The sequence below is a fragment of the Massilicoli timonensis genome (assembly GCF_900199515.1).
In the GTDB taxonomy this organism is placed as follows: Bacteria; Bacillota_I; Bacilli_A; order Erysipelotrichales; family Erysipelotrichaceae; genus Massilicoli; species Massilicoli timonensis.
On record NZ_LT963434.1, the window covers coordinates 515718 to 538354 of the forward strand.

A 22637-nucleotide genomic window follows, 5' to 3' on the forward strand; every position below is an offset into this window, starting at 1 on the left:
CTCTTTTGCAGTGTGTTTATGCGCTTTTTTCCATTTTCGCAATACGCATCAAAAGACCCATGCTGCTCATCATGACAACAAGTGAACTGCCGCCATAAGAAATAAAGGGCAAGGTAATGCCGGTTACCGGGAACAAGCCGACCACTACGCCTAAATTGATCATGACCTGAATGGCAAACAAAGAAACAAGCCCAACCGCTACATAGCAATAAAATGGTTCAGGTGCCGATAAGGCAATCTTTGCACCTTGATAGATGACACAAGCAAATAATAAGATGAGGATCACGCAGCCGATAAAGCCAAGCTCTTCGGCGATGATCGCAAAAATAAAGTCGGTCTGCGGTTCCGGCAAGTAAAAATGTTTCTGCATGCTCTGATCAAAGCCGCTGCCTAAGATCCCGCCCGGGGCGATGGCAAATAAGGATTGAATGATCTGAAAGCCGGCTCCGAGCGGATCTTCCCAAGGATTGAGAAAGGAAGTGATGCGCGCCAGACGATAGGGTGCCGATAAGATCAAGCCACCCATTGCGATAATTCCGATCATGCCCACTCGTACAAAATAGGAAATCGGCGCATCGGCGCTTAATATGATAACTACGATGGCACACACCATTACGATCCCGCTGCCAAAGTCCGGCTGCAATAAGATAAGCGCAAATCCTACCATCGTCGCGATTGCCGGAACCAGAAGATCTTTGCGGAAGGATTTGATTTTATGCTTCTTTGATAAATACTGTGATACAAGCAAAATGACGGCGATCTTAAAAAACTCTGACGGCTGGATCAGAAAGGATCCAAAGCCAAACCAGCTTCTGGATCCATTGCGTAATACGCCTATTCCCGGAATTAACACCAAAATCAGCGAAAGCAACGCCAGAAAGTAAAGTTTATGAATATGCGGCCTGATCTTTTCAAGCGGTAAGCGTGAACAGATCTGCATGCCGACAAGGCCAACTCCGGCAAAGATCAGCTGACGGAGCATAAAATAATTTTCATCTCCGAATTTGGCTTCCGCCCATACTCTAGAAGCGGAACGGATCATGATGATGCCGAAAATCACTAAGGTGAAGATCAACAAGGTCAGCGTACGGCAGCGTTTATGAAACATGGTGTTCCTCCCTCTTACTTTTTAAGTGTATGATGTGTATTAAACATATAACACCCATTACTTCTAAATAAAAAATCGGTTTAAAGAAAAGAGAAACCACATTATAACACTTATAATAGTAATCTATATAACAAACCAACTAAGTATAATAAACAATTATGTTCATGTTTATCAGGCATATAAGGCTATAATCTTCAAATAGATTCTCTCAACTTGTCTGAATCTATTAATTTTATTACTGACCTTACACAAGATTCTAAAGCGATTTCAGTTTTTGAAGTATCAAAATAGTATGTTGAATTGAAATATCTATATTGAAAAGTGGCTCCCATCCAATTCCTGTAATTTTGGTCACGTCTAAAAGGGCTTTAGTAGCTAAGGAATATCCTTTTCTTTCTAATTCATTTGGCAATTCAAAAACAACTTTGGTGCCAACAAATGAAGATATTTTAGTAGCCAACTCTTTTAGCGTAATATCTAAATTTGGATTACAAATATTATATGCCTCCCCCTTTTCTCCATCAAAGAGTATTTTCAATATACCATATACAGCATCAGCAACATAACAATAAGAAAAAAGCTGTTCACCTTTACTCTTTAATATAATGTCTTTATTTTCAATTGCTCTTAAAATAAATTGTGATAAAGCCTTTGTGTCGTTCATCAGCATCGTGGGCCCAAAAACACGTGATAAGCGAGGAACAACTATATCTAATCCATATTTTTCTGAATATGCTTGACAGAGTGATTCACCAACTCGTTTACTTTCTGGATAACCTGCTCTCAAAGTGTTACAGTCAATATATCCGCAGTATTTCTCGCCAAATTTATCAACATCTCCTTTATTCTCACCATATATTTCGACAGTTGACAGAAATATAAAACGTTTACAATTTTTATCCTTGGCTATTTCCAATAATCGTTGCGTTGCAATAACATTAGAAGTAATCGTGCCGATTGGATCGGCAGAATATGCCATAGGGTGTGTATTACTAGCAGCATGTAAAATATAATCAAATCTATTTTCATCCAAAACAAAGGAGGTATTGATATCTAATTCTATAAAACTGAACAAATTATTATTAAAATAATTAAACCTTTTCTTCGCTTTATCGATACTTCTCCCAATAGCAAACACGTGGCAATTCAAATTATCTTCAAAGTTTTTTTTCATTATAACATCTATTAGAAAACTTCCTATCATTCCAGTAGCGCCTGTAATAAGAAAACTAGAGTTCTTTAATTTTTTCCAATCTAAATTCATTTTTGATATGCTTTTTAGATCTTCTTGATAAATTTTATTTTCTACTAAGTACATTTTATTTTATCCAACTTTCTTTTTTCGTGTTAAGTAATGACTTAAATATTTCAATATCCTCTGTTGTTGTTATTTTCAAGTTTTTTTCTGATCCTCTTGAAAAATAAGAATTTCTACCAAGTGCTTCCATGAGTGAACACGAAGCAGCCATGTTTTTAATGCCTAATTTTTGTGCTTCTTGATAGGCATTGAGAATATCTCCCAAATAATATGTATGTGGAGTTTGAGTACGCCACAGGGACTCTCTAGGTATAGATTTATTCGAAGATATCCCTTTTTCAGAAACAAACACAACTTCAGTACAAGGAATGGCAGCAACTGCTGATCCAAATTGTGATAATTTCACTAAACTATCAGTAATAATTTCTTGTGCAATCATCGGTCTATTTCCATCATGAATCATAACTACATCATTTGCTAAATGATTTTTTGTAATAGCTTGTAACCCATTGTATATTGACTCTTGCCCAGTGTCACCACCAATGACAATATATTTTAGTTTTGTGATATTAAATTGTTTGGCATAAGCTTGTAATATTTGTTCCCATCCTTTCAAAATAACAACACATATCTCATCAATATTTGGATGATTTTGAAAAGCTTCTAAAGTATAAATAATAATTGGTTTATTGTTTACATGAATAAACTGTTTCGGGATGTCCTGTAAAGTTCGTGTCCCTTTTCCAGCAGCAGTTAATAAGGCAATGTTACTCATATGAAGTCTCCTTTATTGTATATTTATTTATTTTTTGAACTATTTTATCTGTAACATATCTAAATACTATTGCTAATAAAATCGTAATAGTAAAAGATGCTATTATATATATATATATATTATTAAATAGTTTATTTAATAGAATCATTGGTATCCTTTGCAATATATATATTTCAAACAGATGATCCCCCATCCACTTTAAGATTTTATTATGTAATGATATTTTTCTACTTAATAATACAACTAGTATTGAAAAGGATATCATCAATAAAATATCTACTAAAGCGTTAATAAGATTTAATCTAAAGAAAAGCGTAGCAATAAAGCAAATGATTAATAGAATCGCATACGTTTTATTATTATTTAGTATTCGATTAATTTTAGCTTCATTGAACGCAAAAAACATACCTACGTTATAACAAAGGGCTGTATCGTACCAATATAATTCTTTATTAAAGACATAACGCATGATAATAATATATGCCACTGTTAGCACGATTTGGAAAATACACGCATAGAAATTACTACCTTTGAATATACAAAAGGCAATATAGGTACATAGGTAAAGGGCTAAAATGGTAAATACATACCAATTACTGTTTCCCATTGAGTCGAAACCTATAAGTGATAAACAAAACGTTTGGAATGAAAATGATTCATGAAGCATCAACTTTATTAAAGCATAAATAAAAACAGCTATATCAAACCTTACCAAAGTTAAAAAGACTCTTTTATATGGTATAGCATCGACATATTCTTTCCCCTTTTTTATTATAGAATATGCTATTCCATATCCTGAATAAAAAAGAAATAATGTTACCATTGTCTGTCCAAAAGATGTTATTAACTTATCCCATAATAAATCAAATTGATCAGTGTATGTAACGTAGGAGTTAAAATGACTAAAAAAAACAAGTAAAATAAATATCCCTTTGATAGATGATGTTTTTTCTTTGCTTAGATAATCTTCTTGTGCCCCTATTTTAATACCTAGCAGACATATAAGCAAATAAATAAATGCTACCACGATCATCATGTTATACCTCCAACCATTTATTCTTACTTATTATAAAATCAACAACCCGTTCAGAATTTTTATTATCTGACATATAATTAATCAATTTCTTAATTCTATTTCGTTCCTCTTTTAATATATCTTCGCCATTAGAAACATTTTCTATAAATTTCATCAGATCTTGAACTGTGTATATTTTTTGTGCACCTGCCCAATAATAATCAATATTGATAGAAAATCCCGGGTTATCACGATACTCTTCTATATCTTCCCACACGGCACCAATCGGTTTATCACATAACGTATAATCATAATATACAGATGAATAATCAGTTAATAATGCATCACAATTACCAAGAAATTCGTAAGAATTTATGTTATGAACTGTAAAGAAAGATTCATCAATAAAAACAATATTCTTTAGATTTAGCTTTTTAAACATTTTTATATCTTGAGAAAAATGTGGTTTAATTACGATTAAAATATCATTCTTGCGAGCAAAATCGTTAATTGTAATAGCATTTCGTTCATCATCTATGATTGGAATCACAGTTGATGATCCGGTTTTTAGACCATTTTTATGCTGCCTAAAAGTAGGATACCAAACAATAATTTTATTGAACTTTATATTAAACAAACTATGCAAATCTCGTTTGATGAAGAACGAATCATTACGTGGATATCCTAGTGCTACAGCTTTTGAATTAGCCATATTGTGCTGATATGCTGTTACTTCTGAAAATTCATTAGAGGCAACGAGAAAATTGTCAATATCTGATGAAATCGTATAGACCCCTTTTATTTTTTTAATCGGTGATCCATGTGTTAAAAAAAAGGAAAATTGCTTCTTGTTTAATTTTTTAAAACATTCATTACAGGTAATAATGCACTTCACTTTTAATCTATAATAAATAAAATGAATTTTATGAATAAAAGTTTTTCTATCAATGTATACAACATTTTTAATAACGGGAAAGCTTTTTGATTTATCACTTACTAGCCAAATCATCTTACATTTTTTATTGATTCCTCTTTTAATCATTTCATCAAAAACATCTTTGCTATTATCTGAAAAATCTGGGATGCTTTCAAATAAAATCGCATTTTTTAACGGAATAAAGGAAAAGAAAAATATGATTATTTCTTTTATTATTTTCACTTGTTAGTTCCTCCTAAAATGTTTGCCTTAAAGAAATTTGCTAAAAATCTGAAGTTTTTATTCTTAGTAATAATGCTTAATGCAATATATGAAATAATTCCAACAAGCACCTGAATAGATATAGTCAAAAAAGGAGTTATTTGAATAAATCTTAAACTGTATACAATTAATCCCATAACTCCAGAAATTATGAAATTAGGCAATAAATCCATAATTTGATATCGGTATCTATAACCAATAAGCTTCCTGTTTGGATAGGTATTTGATAATGTAGCGAAGAAAGTACATAGAACACTTGAAAATGCCAATTGTGTAGGAGTCGTTGAAAATATAATAAATAATACGATTATAACAAAGTAGATAGCTTTTTTAATAATTTCTAATAATAGTAAAATATCACTTCTTCCAATAGCACGGATAACTTGTAAGTTTCCTGTTTGTATGATGTTAAACATGTAACTTATACAAAAAATCTGAACAAATGGTATGGCTTCAGCCCATTTATCTGTAAGCAACAATAATATAAAATTATCAGAAACTGCAAAAAATCCTGTCATCAATGGAAAAACTAAATAAGAAGAAAGCTGCATGAATTTTCTCGTTAATTCCAATATATAGTCTGGATCATCTTGATATTTAGATAATATTGGGAATACGACAGCAGAAACAGTATCACTTATAGATGCGTTAACAATTACCGGAAAGCTTTTCCCTTTTGTATAGAAAGCCAAATCAGATCGAGAGTATTTTATGCCTATTATCAAGGGATTGATTTGTTCATATAATTCACTAATTATTGAAGATATAAAGATCTTCCAACCATAGTTAAATAAAGATTTTAGTCTTTTTATTGAAAAAGACATCTTAGGAAAAAACTTGGTAGATAGTGTTAAAAATATTGTATCAAATAAACTTAATACTAATTGCTGGGTCACTAAAGCCCATACTCCATAACCTCTTAAAGCCATTGTAACTCCAATAATTGCAGAAATGATAGTACCGATAAGCGTAGATATAAAAAACTTCCTGAATTCTAGATTACTAGAAATATACGCTGTTACGATGGATTTATATGCATTTATAAAAAGGGAAATTCCCATTATCCGAATAATAGGAATTAGAAGCTCATTGTCATAGATATTTGCTATTGTTGGGGCACTAATGAATAATGTTGTATATATGACTATAGAAATAAGCATTGTAACAAAAAAAACTGATGAATAATCAATAATATCAGCATCTTTTTTTTGAATGAGAGCTGTATTTAAACCACCAGATATTAAAATATTAGAAAAAGAAAAGAAAATAGTTACTAGACTAACAACGCTAAAATCTTCCGGAAGTAAAATTCTTGCTAAAATAATAGAAACTGCAAGAGAAACTAATTGAGCTATTATCCTTTCACTAAATTTCCATAGAACTCCGCTGATTGCTTTTCTTTTCATAAAATTGTTATCCATAAAAACACCTCTCATGTTGCATATATTTTTTCATTTTTATCATAAGTTCTCTAATTAAATGCTTTTAATCCATACTCTAATTTTCACAAATATTTCTACTATTGAAATAGGAAAAAATAAATAGACTATTCGAAAAACCTTTAAAGGAAACGTAACTCCTTTTGAATCTTTTAACTTCATGCGAAAAGTAGAATTGTTTTTTAAATATTTGATAATTTTATTATAATTTCTATAATCACTGATTTTTGATGCAAAACTATATTCATCTACTAGAGCACTATATATATTGCATAATAATATATCATTTATTTTTTTAGATGAATCTCTTGGAAGTTGATATTTATTAACTAATTCTTCAAATTTATCATCTAACTCTAAGTATCTATCAAATTTATCGAGATAATACTTTGATGATACAGTATTCCTACAGTTAATGATTCTATGATATATGTATAGGCTATCACTGATAGCAGTTATTGTAGGATAAAAACTCATTACCTTAATAACATAATTGACATCTTCAATTAAATTAACTTCATCTAAATATAGATTATTTTTATGCAAAAACTCTCTTTTGAACACTTTATTACATAAAGAATTAAATAAAGATTTATCAATAATTTCATTGAAAATTTCACCTAGATAGACATTATATTTATTCTTATCAAAAAACTGTTCATTTTTATAAATTTCAATATTATCATCCAAGCCTATCATAGTCATACCAAAGCAAAGTATGTCTGTATTGTACAATAAATAAGAGTGAATAACTTCTAATGCATTTTCCTTAATCATATCATCTGAATCTATAAACCATATAAAGTCATTAGTACCAATATCAATACCTCGATTTCTCGCAAGTGCAGGTCCTTTGTTCTGTTGATGAATCAGTGCAATATTAGTATATCTGTCAGCATAATATTTGCAAATATTATATGAATCATCAGTACTCCCATCATCAATTAATATAATTGAATCGTTATAAACATTTTGAATGCATAATTCTTTTAGAAGATTACTTATATTATTCTCACAATTATAAATTGGAATGATAATGTCTAATCTCATTTTACTATTGGCACTCATAATGTCACCCTCCTTTCAAAACAAAGAGAAAGTAGTTTTTGTTAAAATAATTTATAATAATGCATGAAAATTTCGCTTACAGTCAATTCGTTTTAATATCAATTTCTACCTATTTTAGTTTTTAATAAAAGCGCCAGTAATGATAAGCATTTACAAGTCTATACGCAAACATACCTAGACAAATAATCACTAAAACTATCGTGATTAAATTCTTTTTCATTTTAGATAAATGACCAATTTCCTTAAATAAGACTAAACTCATTATATATAAAATCGTTTGGTATCTTGATACGATCAATGGGAAAGGCAATAGTCCTAAACATAATAAAATTAAAGACTTTGTCAGATTCATATAGTAAGATCCGTATTTTTTTTCAATTTCATCTCTAAACTTATAAAATAAGTACACAATTATAATAAACAATATCCAAGAACATATCATAGACCTAATATCTATAAATTGGAGATAAAAACTAGGATCTGCGTATATCTTTAATCTTTCTAATGCATCAGATAAAAACAATATACCTGTTGGAAAAAAATTACCTATAAGTAATCCAATATAAGATAAACATATCATTCCAAATGACAACGTCTTGCACAGTTTATTCTTATCTGAAAAGATAGTCAGAATTTCTGCCATTGCGACTACTAATAATAAAGTCAAAGCTGCTGTATGTATCAGAACTGGAATAATATAAAGAAGTTTATAACCTATTTTTTTAGGTGCATCAAATAAAAATATCAATAGAAACGATGCAATTGCTAAAGGAAAGCGGACACCACTTATTGTTTGATTAAGATAGATAAAACTTGCAAACATAATAAAATATAATGAAATATAGCGACTTTCTTTTACATCTTTGCATACTTTATTAGTGTATATAAAAATACTGATATAAAAAATTGATGTTGAAATAAATGTTAACAAATTACTGTTATTCGTTAGAGAAACAAGATAAAAAAGAGTTGTTGTAATAATATTTATTTTATATGGAAATTGCGCGATATAATTAAGACCTTCTGTTTTAAAAGAATCAATCATCATAAAATATCTACTCAAATCATCTCCTTCATAAGGATCGGTGCATAATGCAATGATTCCGACAGCAATAATAATGATAATTAAACTGTATATGCTTCGCTTTTTTACTGTTAAATTCAGAAATATATTAATATAATTAGCGATTAAGAAAAACAGACATAAAAAAACTGATAAATATCCTAGAATTTTCACACTATTCCCCCTTCCTGCTGATTATTTGATCATAAAATCGAATTAAGTTCTCTGCTGTTTCATAAATATCAAATTGATCAAGAGTTTTGTTATATGGCCGTTTATCTTTTTTATAATTAATAATCAAATTGACCCAATCTTCTATATTAGTTTTATTAATTCCACACTGTATAATATTATTATTTATAATTGATTCCTTTGATATTTTATTTGAAATTATTGAGAATAACGAAGAACATTGTGCTTCTATCAAAGAGACTGGAAAACCTTCAAAATATGATGGAAGTAAAAAAATATCAAAGAAACTATAGTACTTATATGAATCTTCGACCCTTCCAACTAAAACTATATTTTCTGACAACCCCAATTTTTCAATATATTTTTTAATTGTTTTTTTACTGTCACCATCACCCACAATAAATAATTTATAATTTCTGGTGTTATCTTTTTCTAAAACTTCTTTCAAAATTTCCAAAGAAAAGTTTAAGTTTTTTTCAGGTGATAATCGGCACACCATTCCTATGACTATATCTTCATCACCAATACTATATTTTGTTCTAAGGTCATATCTATACACATTATTATATTTGAATTTATTTACATCAATACCATTGGGTATCCACTTGCCCTTCACGCCTTTTCCAAACGACCATTTTTTTGCAGCTATACCGCAATAGGCAAAATTTGTTGCCATTAATTTATTAAGATAATGAATAAATGCCCTTTTGAAATTAGTATTTTCATAATCCCCCATACATGTATGTGCATGGGCTATTCGTACCTTAATCCTACACATTTTAGCAATCATTAGCGGTAAGAAGCACATGTCACTTTGATGAGCGTGAACAGCATCAAAATAGTTATTATTGTATATTTTTCTCAAATCTTCGAGATACTTAAAGATATTTTCTTTTTTTGGAGTAATGTGATATATATTACAGCCCAATTGAGATAGTTTTCTTTCAATAACTCCTATTTCATTCCCATGAACAATAAAATCCCATTTTATTCCTCTTCCATTAATTAATGAATAATAATTATATAGCATTGATTCTATTCCACCAATATCTAATTTTGGAACAATATGAAGAATCCTCATACTATCAACTTACCTCCCATTGCATAGCAAAACACTATAAACTGTTATAAATATATTTACTTCCTTCTATTCTTTGACACAAAGATCCTTTTAAGATATTTTATATCCTCATAACAATCCAATATCTTCCTTTGAAAAAAAGAAATATATCCTTTTTCACTTGCTATTTCATGCATCATTTTTATTCCTTTATGCATTTTTTTCAAATTTCCTGATAGACCACTATGTCCATATGTCGGCTTCCCATCGCCACAAAAAACCAATGGTTCAATTGTATAATATAATCCAAAACAAGAAGCTACTTCTAAAAAAAAGATCCCTTCTTCAGCATGAGTCATTGATTCATTAAAATATAAATCATTTTTGAAAAGACTTTTTCTAAAAATAATAGATGGGGTACATGGCCAATTCTTAATGCAATAACGGAATGGTGAAATTCTATATATAGAGTCAGTAATCTTAGTGCCATATTTTATTATTTCACCTATTCTATTTGATCCTAAAACTTTGATATCAGTATATTTTTCTAAAATTTCATTTTGTATTTCCAATTTATTAGGCAACCAAACATCATCTGCATCTAACAATGCAATATATTCATTTCTAGTATTTTTTATACCTACATTTCTGGCCGATGAAGCACCACCATTTGTTTTATTTAGTATTTTTATTTTTGAATTCTTTTCCAATATAAGTGAATTAACTATTTCTAGCGATTTATCAGTGGAACCATCATTAACAACAATTATTTCATCAATTAAATCATATTTTGTTTGATTAATTACAGATTGTATTGTTTTTTCTATCGTACCTTCATTATTGTACATCGGAATAACTACACTGTATTTAATCATATTTCCTCCCATTTCTCTTTATTCTCATTGAATCGTTTAATTATAGTAGCTGGAGAGCCAACTACCATACTATTCTCTTCTATACTTTTTGTTACAACACTGCTAGCACCTATCACAGAACCATTTCCTATTTTTACACCTTTCAAAATCACAACATTCTCTCCAATCCAAACATTATTTCCTATCTCAATAGGCGAAGAATATATCTTTCTACAATCAGGAGGAGTATTAGGTAATACTTGTTCTCTATCATTATAACTTCCATGATCTAGATCGGAAATAAATACATGTGAAGCAATTAGTACATTATCACCAATCTTTACAGAACTGGCGCTGGCAATATGCACATAATCGCCTATTTTCACGTTCTTACCAAAACTAATAACACCAAATGTATCACCAACTTTAATGCTTTCTAAACGGCAACAATATCCACTTGTAAAACCATGATTAAAGTTTATATATTTCCCATTTCGTATGTAGCATGGATAACGGATCAATCTTGCTTGACGATGGAATATTTTTGTTGCTATCAAACTTACTGTATTTTTAATGATTTCATAAATACCATACTGCATTTTATCAATCCTCATTTTCTAAATGATATCCCTTTAATAAATATAGCGCCTTAAATAAGAAGCTCTGTATTCTTGTTTGGCGATAAAGCTTTGTTGTACATACAAATTTTATCCTACTAAATAGACCATCACAACTTCTAATAAAACATTCTAATTCTGTTAAATATTCTCTGTCTAAAGATGCCTTATATATGTTATAAAACTCATTAATCTGCATTGCATATTTTTTATTATCATTGTTTCTGATTCGCTTTACTCTCTCTTTGAACCAGCCAATTTTCCCTTCTCCAAAACCAACTTCATTGTTTTGGTGTTGTCGATAATAAACAAAAGAATCATTATTAAAAATGATCTTCCCTTTTACCATGGCCACATTCGTGATCCATGAATCATATACATAGATTTTCGCATAATTGATCGGTTTCTTTAATTCGTCCAATAGCACCTGATTCATCACTTGTTCATGTCCGGGTAAAAAATTCTGAATGATCGTGTTATAGAATGTAATTTCACGCTTCTTTTTTTGTGTTGTTCCGAATGGAATCAGATCATCATGCACCAAATAAGAAGTTGACGCATATAATAATGGAATTTTGCTATCTTCTTGCTCTAAGTATTTTACTGCTATATCTAATTTATTGTCTAACCATACATCATCCTGATCACTTAGTGAGTAGTAATCATAGCCGTTTGCCTCTTGTATCAACCAAAAGAAGCTTTTGTTATAACCTATGTTTTCCCCCTCTACTACTTTGATTCTATCAGGATACTTCGTTTCATATTCCTGTAAGATATTCAGTGTATCATCATTTGACCCATCATCACGAATCAACAAGTCCACCTGATGTTCTGTTTTTTGATACAGGATACTTTCAATTTGTGCACTAATATATTTCTCACCGTTATAGGCGGATAATAAAACAAGAATTCTTTTACTTTTCATATATCAAATCTCCAAAATACTTTGTGATCAAGATCCGTTTCATTCCATCTCCCCCTTGTGCATCTCTCCTGTTCCTCCCTCTACCACTCCATCTGATCGCAATACCGATGTGATCGTTTTGATCAAGCACTTCACGTCAAATAAAAAAGAGCTGCATTCCACATACTCTCCATCTAACTTCGCCTTTACTTCGATCTCCAATTCATCTCGTCCGTTGATCTGCGCCCATCCGCTTAATCCCGGCTTGATCTCATTGGCATGATAACGATCCCTTTCTTCTATCAGATCATATTGATTCCATAGTGCCGGTCTCGGTCCGATGATCGCCATATCCCCCTTTAAGATATTCAAGATCTGCGGTAGTTCATCTAAGCTCGTCTTTCTTAAAAACCTTCCTGCCTTTGTGATATACTGATCCGGATTTGCCAATAGATGGGTAGGCATATCCTTTGGTGTATCCACATACATCGTACGAAACTTCAAGATATAGAAATAAGTTTTATCTTTTCCGACTCTTTTTTGCTTGAACAGGATCGGTCCCTTACTATCCAACTTGATCCAGACGCATAGGATCAGAAAGAGCGGACTCAATAATACCAATGCGATCAAAGACAACAAAAAGTCGATCCCTCTTTTTATATAATTTCGATACATTCCTTTTCCTCCCTAAATAATCGTACCCGCAGGAATATGCTGATTAGAAGGTATCCTTGTGCCTGCTTGTATTACACAATGACTCTCAATTCTGCATTTTTCTTGAATTAACGCTGCTGGACGAACTATTACATTTGCATAAAGCAATCCATACGCTTCCACCTTTGCATCATGATGGATAACCGTATGAGCAGAAATAATATTACCTTCTCCAATCCATGCATTTGCTTCAATCTGTGCAAATGGAAATACAATCGTTCCTTTCCCAACCGCTGCATAAGGAGATACATCGGCTTTCGGACTAATCAATGTCACGATGCGATAACCGATCATTTCTGCTTGCATACACCATTTTTTTCTCATTTCATTGTTTCCTATCGCAATGAAAATATCTTCATATTCAAGATAATACGAACACATCTCATCAATTTTCCCGATTACTTTGCTGCCATTGATACAATCATGAACCATCTGATCATCTAAAAATGCTATTTCATCATAACAACTTAAACTCTTCGCAATATCTAAACAGCATCTGCCATGTCCTCCGGCGCCTACAATTAACAGTTTTTTAATAAAAATCACCTCTAAAACAAAAAAAGAATATAGTTCCCCCTACCCATACGATAACGAAACTATATCCAAATATTCAACACAGGCGGTAAACCAGCTCTCTGTCTCCTATTCATCCTGTAATCACCAGACCGGCCTGTATCTCACGATTCATGAACGCAATATCCAAATAAGCCAATCGGTTATGTTTGTCGACCTTTTTTATATTTTTTTCAAATCGCTTCAGCGGCCCCTCATAGACCTTGGCCCTGTTTTCCTTCAATACCGCTTTTGACATTCTTAATACATGGCTGTCATCTAACAACTGCTCTAATAGCCGCACTTCTTCCTCACGCAAGGCACTTACTTCTTCATACTTCAACTGTGCGATTATATCATCTCTCACTTCAATCATATGGCTCAGCAACAAATCAAATGAACGCTGGTCAATCGACGCTTTCACAAACACATAATTTGCAAATAAAGGCTTATAAGCATATCCATCTATATCTCTGCGATAATATTCCAACTGCGGTACAAAAGCATCGATTCCGTCATGTTGATTCAACTGCTTTACCAGTTTGTCCATCTTCCATTTGAGACAGTATAAAATATACCAGTTCATACCTTATTGACCACTTCCAGCGGTGCTTTCATCCTTGTCCCCAGCAACTGACAGTCCAAATATGCAATGCGCTTATGGCGATCGATTTTTTTGATCTGCTGCTCCATCCCTTTTAGCGGGCCGCTTTCCACATTTAATTTTGAATTGATGATATTACCGACGGAATGCCTGATCACACCATTTCCATCAAACATTCTTTCAAAAAATCGCTGTTCCTCCTCATCCATAGAAATCAATGCCTCTCCTTCCAGTAATTTTGCAAAGCGACTGATTTGGTGAAACAGATCCTGATAAGTCTGATGAAAATGCTCTTTACTCATATCCGCTTTTATAAACAAGTAATCCGGAAACAGTAATATATTGCGATACTCCTTGGTATTCGCACCCGAAAACCATTTTTCCATCATTGGCAGAAATGCGTGAATCCCTTGTTGTTCATTAAAAAAGCGCAAAAGATCGTGACAATTTCCACTTTTTATATGAATAATGCACCAATACAAAAAAATTCACCCCTTGCGTTTCGTAGAACATGTTATTCTACGAAAGAAAGGGGTGTTTGATCTTATTGATCTGTTCTTTCTTAAAGGCCAGTGAAGAATGTACATATCTTCCAAGGGTAATGGATACACTGGAATGGCCCAACATTTCACTCAAAGATTTCACATCAATACCGACTTCAATACATCTAGTAGCATAGGTATGGCGAAGCGCATGAAAATTGATCTGAAACTCTTTCTGTCTGCACAGCCTTTGAAATTGATACTGTATCGTCCTTGGATCGATCGGCAGATTTGAATCAGACAAGATATAATGCTTTTTCGTCAACTCATTATGATGATTACCATAATTTCTGATCAAATGCATCTTGATAAATTCAGGAACCGGGACCAGTCTTTTGGAAGATGGGGTTTTGGGTGTGCTTACCATCAAAACGGTCTTTCGGTTCGACTGTTCCTCATTTTCAATTCGCTGTGCTGTTTTTGAAATATAGATCACGCCCTGCTCCAAATCGATATCCTGCCACTGCAAGGCACATATTTCTCCAATCCGAAGTCCTGCGTATAAGCCAAATAGGATTGCCAGTGACAAAGCATCTTGTTTATAAAAGCAGTATTGTCTTAACTGGCTTTCCTGTTGATCCGAAAGAATTTGGAAATGCGTATGCTGACGAGGCATTTTTACATATTGAAAATCAATATGTGCAATGTCATACTTATTTTCAGCGAATGACAGAACAGAACGCAGTACATAGCGGATCGTCTGAATCGTACTGAGCGCATATTTATGTGATTGATAGATATCCATAAAAAAATGAACAATGGCATCTTCACTCATCTTCTGAGATAAAAAGAACGGCTGTAACTGCAATCGTATAATGCGCTTATACTTCACATAAGTAGACTGCTTGATCGTCATACGTTTTCGGCATAGCCATTCATCTGCAATGACCGTCATGCTGATTTTACTGTTTTTCATAGTAGACCTCCTAATAATTTCTTACAATGTACACCGTTTGTAAAGAAAAGCATAGGAAATTCACTTTCGATTCACTCGCATGCAAATCCTGAAAAATGGCTGAAAAATGTGTTTTATTTATAGTATTTTTATACTATTTTGTGCTATAATAACTTTCGTAGAATAACATGTTCTACGAAAGAAAGAATATAAAAATGCTGAGAAACGTATGAACTTTCATTCATTCGCTTCCAGCATTTTATTTTATATTGGTTTGTTAGAGAAACACCTTATGATCAGTCCCGGCATATTTATAAAAGATTGCGAAAACGACTTCAAATCAAGACTTTCCAAGCACGAAAATCACTTAGACGATCCATAGGATTCAAATCCCTAATAACGTAGTTCTATTGCGTAACACCATATCACTGTACACAGAAAAAAACAGGACGTGTGCAGTCCTTCATGACTGTCTGCGCCCTGATTGTTTGTGTATTACAGATCGCCGTTCCAAAAATCATAAATTAAGTTAGAAAGCTCCTTAGGGTTATCAACATTAACCTCGTGTGAAGAATTAGAAACAGTGTTGAATGAACTTCCTTTTATTGTCTTATGCAATCTCTTTGCACTCTCCATATTCTGATTATCCTTCACACCACACAAAATCAAGCTCCTGCAATGTATTTTCTCCAAATTTTCCGCTATATCTAAATGAGCCATTGACTTGACCAGTGTGATAAATTTCTTTTTAGGACACCCTATTTTTTCAAACGCAGCTTTCGGCATAAAATGAAATACAACACTTTGCAGATGGAAAAGAAATTTTGGTATTTTATATGGAGTGCCGATCAAAATAATCGTATTTACCTTGTCGGGAAATTTTTTTGCATAATCAATTGCTAATATACCGCCCAATGATAATCCACACAAGTTTAATTTTCCCTCAAAAGCATTGCAATAATCAGAAAACTTATTAAACAAAGTAATATAGTCCGGTTCTGCATGATCAAGCATAGAATACAGGTTAGGCGCAGTTGTTTCAATGCCTTTCCTCTTCAATTCATAATCAACGGCCTTCCAACTACTTTTATTCTGCCCTAATCCATGTATTAAAATATGTTTCATGCTTCCACCAACTTTCTATATGCAAATCATTTTAACAATACTGTTTTCCTATATTGCGGGTTTGACGGTCATGACGGAAAAGTCCATTCATTTTATGATGGACGGAAGCGGCTGGCTTTGCCATTACTGACGAGTTTCTCCTATCATGCAGCTTCTTTCATATTTTTTCAACATCTCATACTTGATGAGGCAAAAATAGTTTTTCTCTCCATGGCAAAGATGCGTCACTAGAACAAGCAATTTTCTATCTGTATCAAAGCCAATGTCATACACGCCGACACGCGCTTTCTATATATTACGCCTGATTTTTTATTCATCATCCCGATGAATTTCAATATGCACACTGCTGCCGCCATCTCGATGAAATAACAGATAAATACCCAAGACAATAAAAAATACCGGCACGCCAAAACGCATGACATCCCGTGAATGCAGAATATGCAGTTCACCTAATAAAAGCGAAGCTCCAAACAGCAGCCAAGTGGTATTCCAGATTCCGATACCTCTTTCATACATGCTGTTGAGCGCCGGAATGATGATGAAAAGCGTCCACCATCCACGAAAGAATATCGAAAAATGCCAAATGCCGAATATATTCCCGGCATAGCCAAAACCAATCAGCAAAAAGAGAATCCCTAAGCATAATCTGCCGAAACTCATATTATCTTTCATCTACACCACTCCATTCTTCTAATATCGCATGCAATAAGTAACGTCTTTCATTGGCAACCCCATCTTCATAGGAGCAAGTAGATAAAGTAATCAAGCGATCCTGTGCCGATGCTTCCACACCATAGTCAAATAAGGAAAGCCCTTTTACCATTTCCAGATAAGCGCCCTGTGTCGCACTGTTCGTATTGCCTAATAAATAAGAATCTGAATCATAGGAAGTGGAATACATCGAATAGATCGGACAGCGATACTGTTTATCCGGTGTAAACAAATAAACATAACGATGGGCATCGGCAAACGCCTGATCACGAAACATCTCCAGATTGGTAAACATCGTTCCATGCTTGGTAGAATGCCCATAGATAAACGAATTCATGTCACTGAAATCAGCCGATGCATTGGCATCCAGAAAGATCGCGCCGGCATAGTTGCTTTCCTTCGCAACCGTATGCGACAAATAATAATCGTTGTCCGTACCCTGCACCACCGCATAGGAGATATCCGTATCCGGTATCATGATCCATGCGATCACATCCGGATTGATCTCGCGAAGCTTCTCAAAATCAACGCTGCGCAACTCTTCCTGTCCGTTTTTTTTCACCGTCTTGATCGAACCTTTCAGTTCTTCGGTTTCTTGCTTTTCTTTATAATTGGCATAATAAATGCTGCCTAATTGAAAGGCGCTGTATGCGAATACACATGCGGCGATCAGCATCAGGATGCGATACACCCATTTTGATACCCGTTTTCTACTGTTTTTATTTTCACTCTTTTGTTTCATAAAATCACTCTTTTCTGTGCTATTGTATCATGTTTTATTCACTCAGACAAATCAAACTCTCTTCTCGATCACATAAAGATAGGGAGAAGCAGGACTGCCAGAAGTGATCTTCAAGTAAGGATAAGATAAACCTGCGACATAGGTGTCCAGCCATGCGCTCTCTTTCCTGCCTTCTTCATGTCCGATATAAACGCACAGCACCAGCACACCTTTTCGCTTCAATAAGCGCAAAGCCTGCGGCACCGCTTCTTTCGTCGTCAGAAGTGTGGTCGTCAGTTGTTCGCTTCCATGAGGCAGATAGCCAAAGTTGAAAATGGCGGCATCCAGCTCTTCTTTGATATAGGAAGACATCCGCACATGACTTCCCTCACAGTAAATGATATTGTCAAGCTGTGCTTCCTTTGCTTTCTTTTTGGTGATGACAAATGCTTCCTTTTGAATATCAAAGGCATAGACGCGGCGGGCGTGCTTTGCCAAAAAAAGTGTATCATAGCCATTTCCCATCGTAAAATCAGCACAAACGGCGTGTTCATGCAGATATGGCAGCATCAGATCATGCGCCAGTACAGTCATTTTCTTCATAGCGGTTTCCTCTTATCGTTTTCTTTTGATCGCATTCATTATATAATAAGTAAAGGAGTGATGAAAGTGCAAATTCCCCCATCAGCAAAAACAATCATGGAGCGTTTGACAAAGGCCGGCTATCGCTGCTATTTAGTCGGCGGATGTGTACGGGATCAATTACTGAAGCGCCCTGTTCATGATTATGATATGACAACCGATGCCTTGCCGGATGTGCTGCTTGACCTGTTTCAAGAATATCCGCTGGTTACAAGCGGATCAAAGCATGGAACGATCGGCATCGTGATAGCGAAAGAAGTGATCGAAGTAACGACGCACCGCAAAGAAAGCGCCTATTTAGATCATCGCCATCCTCATGTTTTGACCTTTACCGACTCGCTGCAGGAAGACCTTTCCCGCCGTGATTTTACGATCAATGCCATGGCATATGATCAAGCAGGCATTCTTTATGATCCCTATCATGGCCTAGAGGATCTGAAAAAGAAGCAGATCGTCTGCGTCGGGGATCCCGATCAGCGTTTTCAGGAAGATGCCCTGCGCATCATGCGCGCCATTCGCTTTTCGATGCAGTTAGGATTTGTCATTGAAGAAAAGACGGCGGCGGCTTTGAAAAAAAATGTGCCGCTGTTAAAACATGTTGCCAAGGAAAGACTGCGTGATGAATTTCATCTCATGTTAGAAAGCAACAGTGAAAACCTGTTGGGGCAGTTAGAAGCATATGGTGTTTTAACTGTATTATTTCCGCTTTTAGCGTCGATGAAAGGATTTCAACAGGATAATCCATGGCATCCTTACGATTTACTTACCCATACCGATATCGCTTTGTCACACAGCAAAAACGCACCTTTGATCGTCAAGCTCGCCCTATATTTTCATGACTGCGGGAAGTTGTTTACCCGTACTTATGATGACCGCCTGATCGCACATTATCATGGTCATGCCGCAAAAAGTGCGGAATTAGCCGATGCCATCTTAAAAGAATATCGCTATCCGACCAAGATGCGCAAGGATATTTTATTGCTGATCACCTATCATGATTACTATATGCAGCCAAAAGACGTCTTTCTGCGCCGTTTTCTAAGCAAACTGGATAATCGCTATCCCCTGGCCTTTGCGATCCTGCAAGTGCAGTATGCCGATGACTGTGCAAAAAATCCCGCCTTGGCAAAGGATAAGCTGGACATCATCCGCTTTTGTAGAAAACGGCTGGAAGAAATGCAGAAAGAGCCTGCCATCCATCTGCATGATCTGGCGATCAACGGACACGACATCGCCGCCTTAGGCTACCAGGGGAAAGCGATCGGTGAAATCAAAAAAGAATTGCTTGATCATGTGATTGCCCATCCGGATGCCAATCAGCGCGATACTTTGATCGCTTACTTAAAAGAAAAGGAGGAACGCCATGAATGAACTGTTAATATTATGTGCCTGCATCATGATCCTCTGCATCGTTTTTTCTAAATTATCGGTGCGCATCGGCATGCCGGCGCTGGTCGTCTTTTTACTGCTGGGCATGGCATTTGGAAGCGACGGCTTCTTTCAGATTCATTTTGATGATTATGCACTGGCGGAGAATGTCAGTTATCTCGCTTTGATCTTTATCATGTTTTACGGCGGTTTTTGTTTGAATCTGAAAGCGGCGCGTCCTTTTATCGCCCAAGCCTCATTATTGGCGACCGCAGGTATCGTCATCAGCGCACTGGCATTAGCAGCGATCTGTCATGCTTTACTGCCGTTTTCATGGTTAGAATCATTTTTGATCGCTTCGGTGCTTGCTTCTACCGATGCCGCCAGCGTATTCAGTATTCTGCGTATGAAAAAACTGAACCTCAAAGCAGGATTGGCGCCGATCTTGGAGATGGAAAGCGGCAGCAATGATCCTTTTGCCTATCTGTTGACCATGATCGCTTTATCATTGTTAAGCGGCAGTGAGACCTCGATTTTCTTCTTGTCGCTCCAGCAGATCCTGCTCGGCATCGGCAGCGGTATTCTCATTGCCGGCTGTACGCTTTTGGTATTTCGTTTTCTCAAGATCAAAGAAAGCGGCTTAAACAGCATTTTATTGGCTGCTTTTGTCATCCTCGCTTATGCGTTTGCTTCATTGATCAAAGGAAACGGCTTTTTGAGCGTCTACCTCTGCGGGGTGATCCTTGGCAACTGCAAGCTCCCGCAGAAAGCTGAACAGATCCATTTCTTTGATTCGATTTCTTCGATGATACAGATCGTTTTATTCTTCATGCTGGGACTGCTTTCTTTTCCTTCACAGTTACCGGACGCGATCTTCAGCGCCTTGATCATCTTTTTGGCGCTTACCTTCTTCGCACGTCCGATCGCCGTCTTTCTCTGTCTGATTCCTTTTTCATTAAGCATCAAAGAAAAACTGTTTTTATCCTGGTGCGGCTTGCGTGGGGCTGCTTCGATCGTTTTCGCGATCGTCGCGGTGCTCTCTCCTGCCTATACCGATTTTGACATTTTTCATATCGTGATGATCGTTTCTTTGTTGTCGATCACCTTACAGGGCATGCTGCTGCCAAAGGCCGCCAAATGGCTCAATGTCATTGATGAAAGCAACGATACTTCCCGCACGTTCAACGACTATCTGGAAGAAACCGCCATGCAGCTCATTCATGTACAGATCAGCCGTCATCATCCTTGGATCGATAAAACGCTGCAGGAGATCGAAATGCCGCCGGAAATGATCGCAGTCTTATTAAAACGCGGTAATGAAGCCTTTGTTCCGGATGGTGCAACAAAACTGCTCTATCATGATCATTTGGTTTTAGTAACCACCAATCGAGAAAACGGAATACAGCTGGAGATGGAAGAAATCCCATTATCCAAACATAAACAGTGGATCGGTTCTCCTTTGGCAGACATGGATACCGCAAAATTCTTGATCATTCTCATCAGACGAAACGATGACTATTTTGTGCCGGACGGCACGACGATCTTACAAAGCGGCGATGTGCTCATTGCCTGTGAACGTGATGTCATTTTGAAACCGGAAAAAGAACCGCCTATGCTTGCCCATTGATTCATCTCTTTACGTTAAAAAAGGGAAACCTCTCGGTTTGCCCTTTTTTCATCATAACGGTTGTTTTCACACACGATCGCTTATTTTAATTCGAGGATCTTGACATCATAAGGTTCATCGACATGCTCCACATGCACGACCTGTCCCGCCTTATGATCCATCAATGCCATTGCCAGCGGTGAAATGTTAGAAAGTCTGCCGGTAAAAGGATCTGATTCGATCGATCCTACGATCGTATATTCTTCCTCTTCGTTGCTTTCCAGATCTAAGATACGCACCGTACTTCCCAGCTTTACCACCTTATTGTTGCCTTTTGGCGATTCATCGATCAGTTCGACATTGGCAAGCATGACTTCCAGTTCCCGGATACGCGCTTCCACCCGTGCCTGACGATCCCGCGCCGCATCATAATCGGCATTTTCCGACAAGTCGCCCTGTGCACGCGCTTCCTGCAGCTCCTGTATAACTTCCTGACGAACGACATGGATCAGATTTTCCTGTTCTTTTAAGAGCTCATCTAAACCTTCTTTTGTTACTAAAATTTTCTTACCTTGAGTCACGTTGTTCACTCCTATTCGTACGCGT

At 35.2% G+C, this 22637-nt stretch carries 24 protein-coding genes; 2 read left to right on the forward strand and 22 right to left on the reverse strand.

The genetic code is table 11. The annotated features are described in order from the left end of the window. Nucleotides 1-16: 16 nt before the first annotated feature. The 21 genes from ftsW to mnmM form a co-directional block, all read right to left on the reverse strand. A complete protein-coding gene (ftsW, locus tag C1712_RS04595) occupies nt 17-1108 on the reverse strand; it encodes a putative lipid II flippase FtsW (protein ID WP_102267226.1) in 1092 nt (363 codons plus the stop codon). Between the two features lie 256 nt (nt 1109-1364). Continuing rightward, on the reverse strand, nt 1365-2426 hold the full coding sequence (locus tag C1712_RS04600; protein ID WP_102267228.1) for an NAD-dependent epimerase/dehydratase family protein: 1062 nt from the start codon (nt 2424-2426) through the stop codon (nt 1365-1367). Between the two features lies 1 nt (nt 2427). Continuing rightward, the gene (locus C1712_RS04605; protein ID WP_102267230.1) at nt 2428-3141 is read right to left on the reverse strand and encodes an IspD/TarI family cytidylyltransferase; all 714 of its coding nucleotides are present in this window, start codon (nt 3139-3141) and stop codon (nt 2428-2430) included. Further along, the gene (locus tag C1712_RS04610) at nt 3134-4177 is read right to left on the reverse strand and encodes an acyltransferase family protein (protein ID WP_102267232.1); all 1044 of its coding nucleotides are present in this window, start codon (nt 4175-4177) and stop codon (nt 3134-3136) included. The genes C1712_RS04605 and C1712_RS04610 overlap by 8 nt, the downstream gene beginning before the upstream one ends. Nucleotide 4178: 1 nt before the next feature. Then, nucleotides 4179-5315, reverse strand: a complete 1137-nt coding sequence (locus C1712_RS04615) for a CDP-glycerol glycerophosphotransferase family protein (RefSeq protein ID WP_102267234.1) — start codon at nt 5313-5315, stop codon at nt 4179-4181. Beyond that, nucleotides 5312-6775, reverse strand: a complete 1464-nt coding sequence (locus tag C1712_RS04620) for a lipopolysaccharide biosynthesis protein (protein WP_180963075.1) — start codon at nt 6773-6775, stop codon at nt 5312-5314. The genes C1712_RS04615 and C1712_RS04620 overlap by 4 nt, the downstream gene beginning before the upstream one ends. Nucleotides 6776-6829: 54 nt before the next feature. Beyond that, entirely contained in the window at nt 6830-7861 is a 1032-nt protein-coding gene (locus C1712_RS04625; protein WP_102267238.1) for a glycosyltransferase family 2 protein, read from the reverse strand. Nucleotides 7862-7982: 121 nt separating this feature from the next. Beyond that, on the reverse strand, nt 7983-9098 hold the full coding sequence (locus C1712_RS04630) for an EpsG family protein (RefSeq protein WP_102267240.1): 1116 nt from the start codon (nt 9096-9098) through the stop codon (nt 7983-7985). Nucleotide 9099: 1 nt separating this feature from the next. Continuing rightward, nucleotides 9100-10197 (reverse strand): glycosyltransferase, encoded by a 1098-nt coding sequence (locus C1712_RS04635; protein WP_102267242.1) that lies wholly within the window; start codon nt 10195-10197, stop codon nt 9100-9102. A gap of 56 nt (nt 10198-10253) precedes the next feature. Next, nucleotides 10254-11051, reverse strand: coding sequence for a glycosyltransferase family 2 protein (locus C1712_RS04640; protein ID WP_180963076.1), 798 nt, complete (start codon nt 11049-11051; stop codon nt 10254-10256). After that, nucleotides 11048-11629 carry a DapH/DapD/GlmU-related protein gene (locus C1712_RS04645; RefSeq protein WP_102267246.1) on the reverse strand — a complete coding sequence of 194 codons (582 nt, stop codon included), beginning with the start codon at nt 11627-11629 and terminating at the stop codon, nt 11048-11050. Before C1712_RS04645 ends, C1712_RS04640 begins: the two co-directional genes overlap by 4 nt. Nucleotides 11630-11633: 4 nt before the next feature. Then, the gene (locus C1712_RS04650; RefSeq protein WP_102267248.1) at nt 11634-12572 is read right to left on the reverse strand and encodes a glycosyltransferase; all 939 of its coding nucleotides are present in this window, start codon (nt 12570-12572) and stop codon (nt 11634-11636) included. Nucleotides 12573-12611: 39 nt separating this feature from the next. Next, nucleotides 12612-13226, reverse strand: a complete 615-nt coding sequence (locus C1712_RS04655) for a sugar transferase (RefSeq protein WP_102267250.1) — start codon at nt 13224-13226, stop codon at nt 12612-12614. A 12-nt stretch (nt 13227-13238) separates the two neighbouring features. Further along, the gene (locus C1712_RS04660) at nt 13239-13811 is read right to left on the reverse strand and encodes a PglD-related sugar-binding protein (protein WP_245858062.1); all 573 of its coding nucleotides are present in this window, start codon (nt 13809-13811) and stop codon (nt 13239-13241) included. A gap of 100 nt (nt 13812-13911) precedes the next feature. Beyond that, nucleotides 13912-14367, reverse strand: a complete 456-nt coding sequence (locus tag C1712_RS04665) for a transcription termination/antitermination NusG family protein (RefSeq protein ID WP_245858063.1) — start codon at nt 14365-14367, stop codon at nt 13912-13914. Between the two features lie 32 nt (nt 14368-14399). Continuing rightward, nucleotides 14400-14903, reverse strand: coding sequence for a transcription termination/antitermination NusG family protein (locus C1712_RS04670; RefSeq protein ID WP_180963077.1), 504 nt, complete (start codon nt 14901-14903; stop codon nt 14400-14402). A 37-nt stretch (nt 14904-14940) separates the two neighbouring features. Further along, nucleotides 14941-15879: a tyrosine-type recombinase/integrase gene (locus C1712_RS04675; RefSeq protein ID WP_102267257.1), complete on the reverse strand. Its 939-nt coding sequence runs from the start codon at nt 15877-15879 to the stop codon at nt 14941-14943. Nucleotides 15880-16353: 474 nt separating this feature from the next. Continuing rightward, nucleotides 16354-16983, reverse strand: a complete 630-nt coding sequence (locus C1712_RS04680) for an alpha/beta fold hydrolase (RefSeq protein ID WP_102267259.1) — start codon at nt 16981-16983, stop codon at nt 16354-16356. Nucleotides 16984-17292: 309 nt separating this feature from the next. Next, a complete protein-coding gene (locus C1712_RS04685) occupies nt 17293-17655 on the reverse strand; it encodes a LiaF transmembrane domain-containing protein (protein WP_102267261.1) in 363 nt (120 codons plus the stop codon). Beyond that, nucleotides 17645-18436 carry a class B sortase gene (gene srtB, locus C1712_RS04690; protein ID WP_102267263.1) on the reverse strand — a complete coding sequence of 264 codons (792 nt, stop codon included), beginning with the start codon at nt 18434-18436 and terminating at the stop codon, nt 17645-17647. Before srtB ends, C1712_RS04685 begins: the two co-directional genes overlap by 11 nt. Before the next feature lie 51 nt (nt 18437-18487). Then, nucleotides 18488-19018: a tRNA 5-(aminomethyl)-2-thiouridylate-methyltransferase MnmM gene (gene mnmM / locus C1712_RS04695; RefSeq protein WP_102269754.1), complete on the reverse strand. Its 531-nt coding sequence runs from the start codon at nt 19016-19018 to the stop codon at nt 18488-18490. A gap of 96 nt (nt 19019-19114) precedes the next feature. On the opposite strand from mnmM, the gene C1712_RS04700 reads away from it, so the two are divergent. Both C1712_RS04700 and C1712_RS04705 read left to right on the forward strand, forming a co-directional pair. Then, entirely contained in the window at nt 19115-20428 is a 1314-nt protein-coding gene (locus tag C1712_RS04700) for a CCA tRNA nucleotidyltransferase (RefSeq protein WP_180963078.1), read from the forward strand. Beyond that, nucleotides 20421-22052 carry a potassium/proton antiporter gene (locus C1712_RS04705; protein ID WP_102267267.1) on the forward strand — a complete coding sequence of 544 codons (1632 nt, stop codon included), beginning with the start codon at nt 20421-20423 and terminating at the stop codon, nt 22050-22052. The genes C1712_RS04700 and C1712_RS04705 overlap by 8 nt, the downstream gene beginning before the upstream one ends. Before the next feature lie 80 nt (nt 22053-22132). Here C1712_RS04705 and greA read toward each other — a convergent pair whose 3' ends face one another. Beyond that, nucleotides 22133-22612, reverse strand: a complete 480-nt coding sequence (greA, locus tag C1712_RS04710; RefSeq protein ID WP_102267269.1) for a transcription elongation factor GreA — start codon at nt 22610-22612, stop codon at nt 22133-22135. Nucleotides 22613-22637 lie beyond the last annotated feature (25 nt).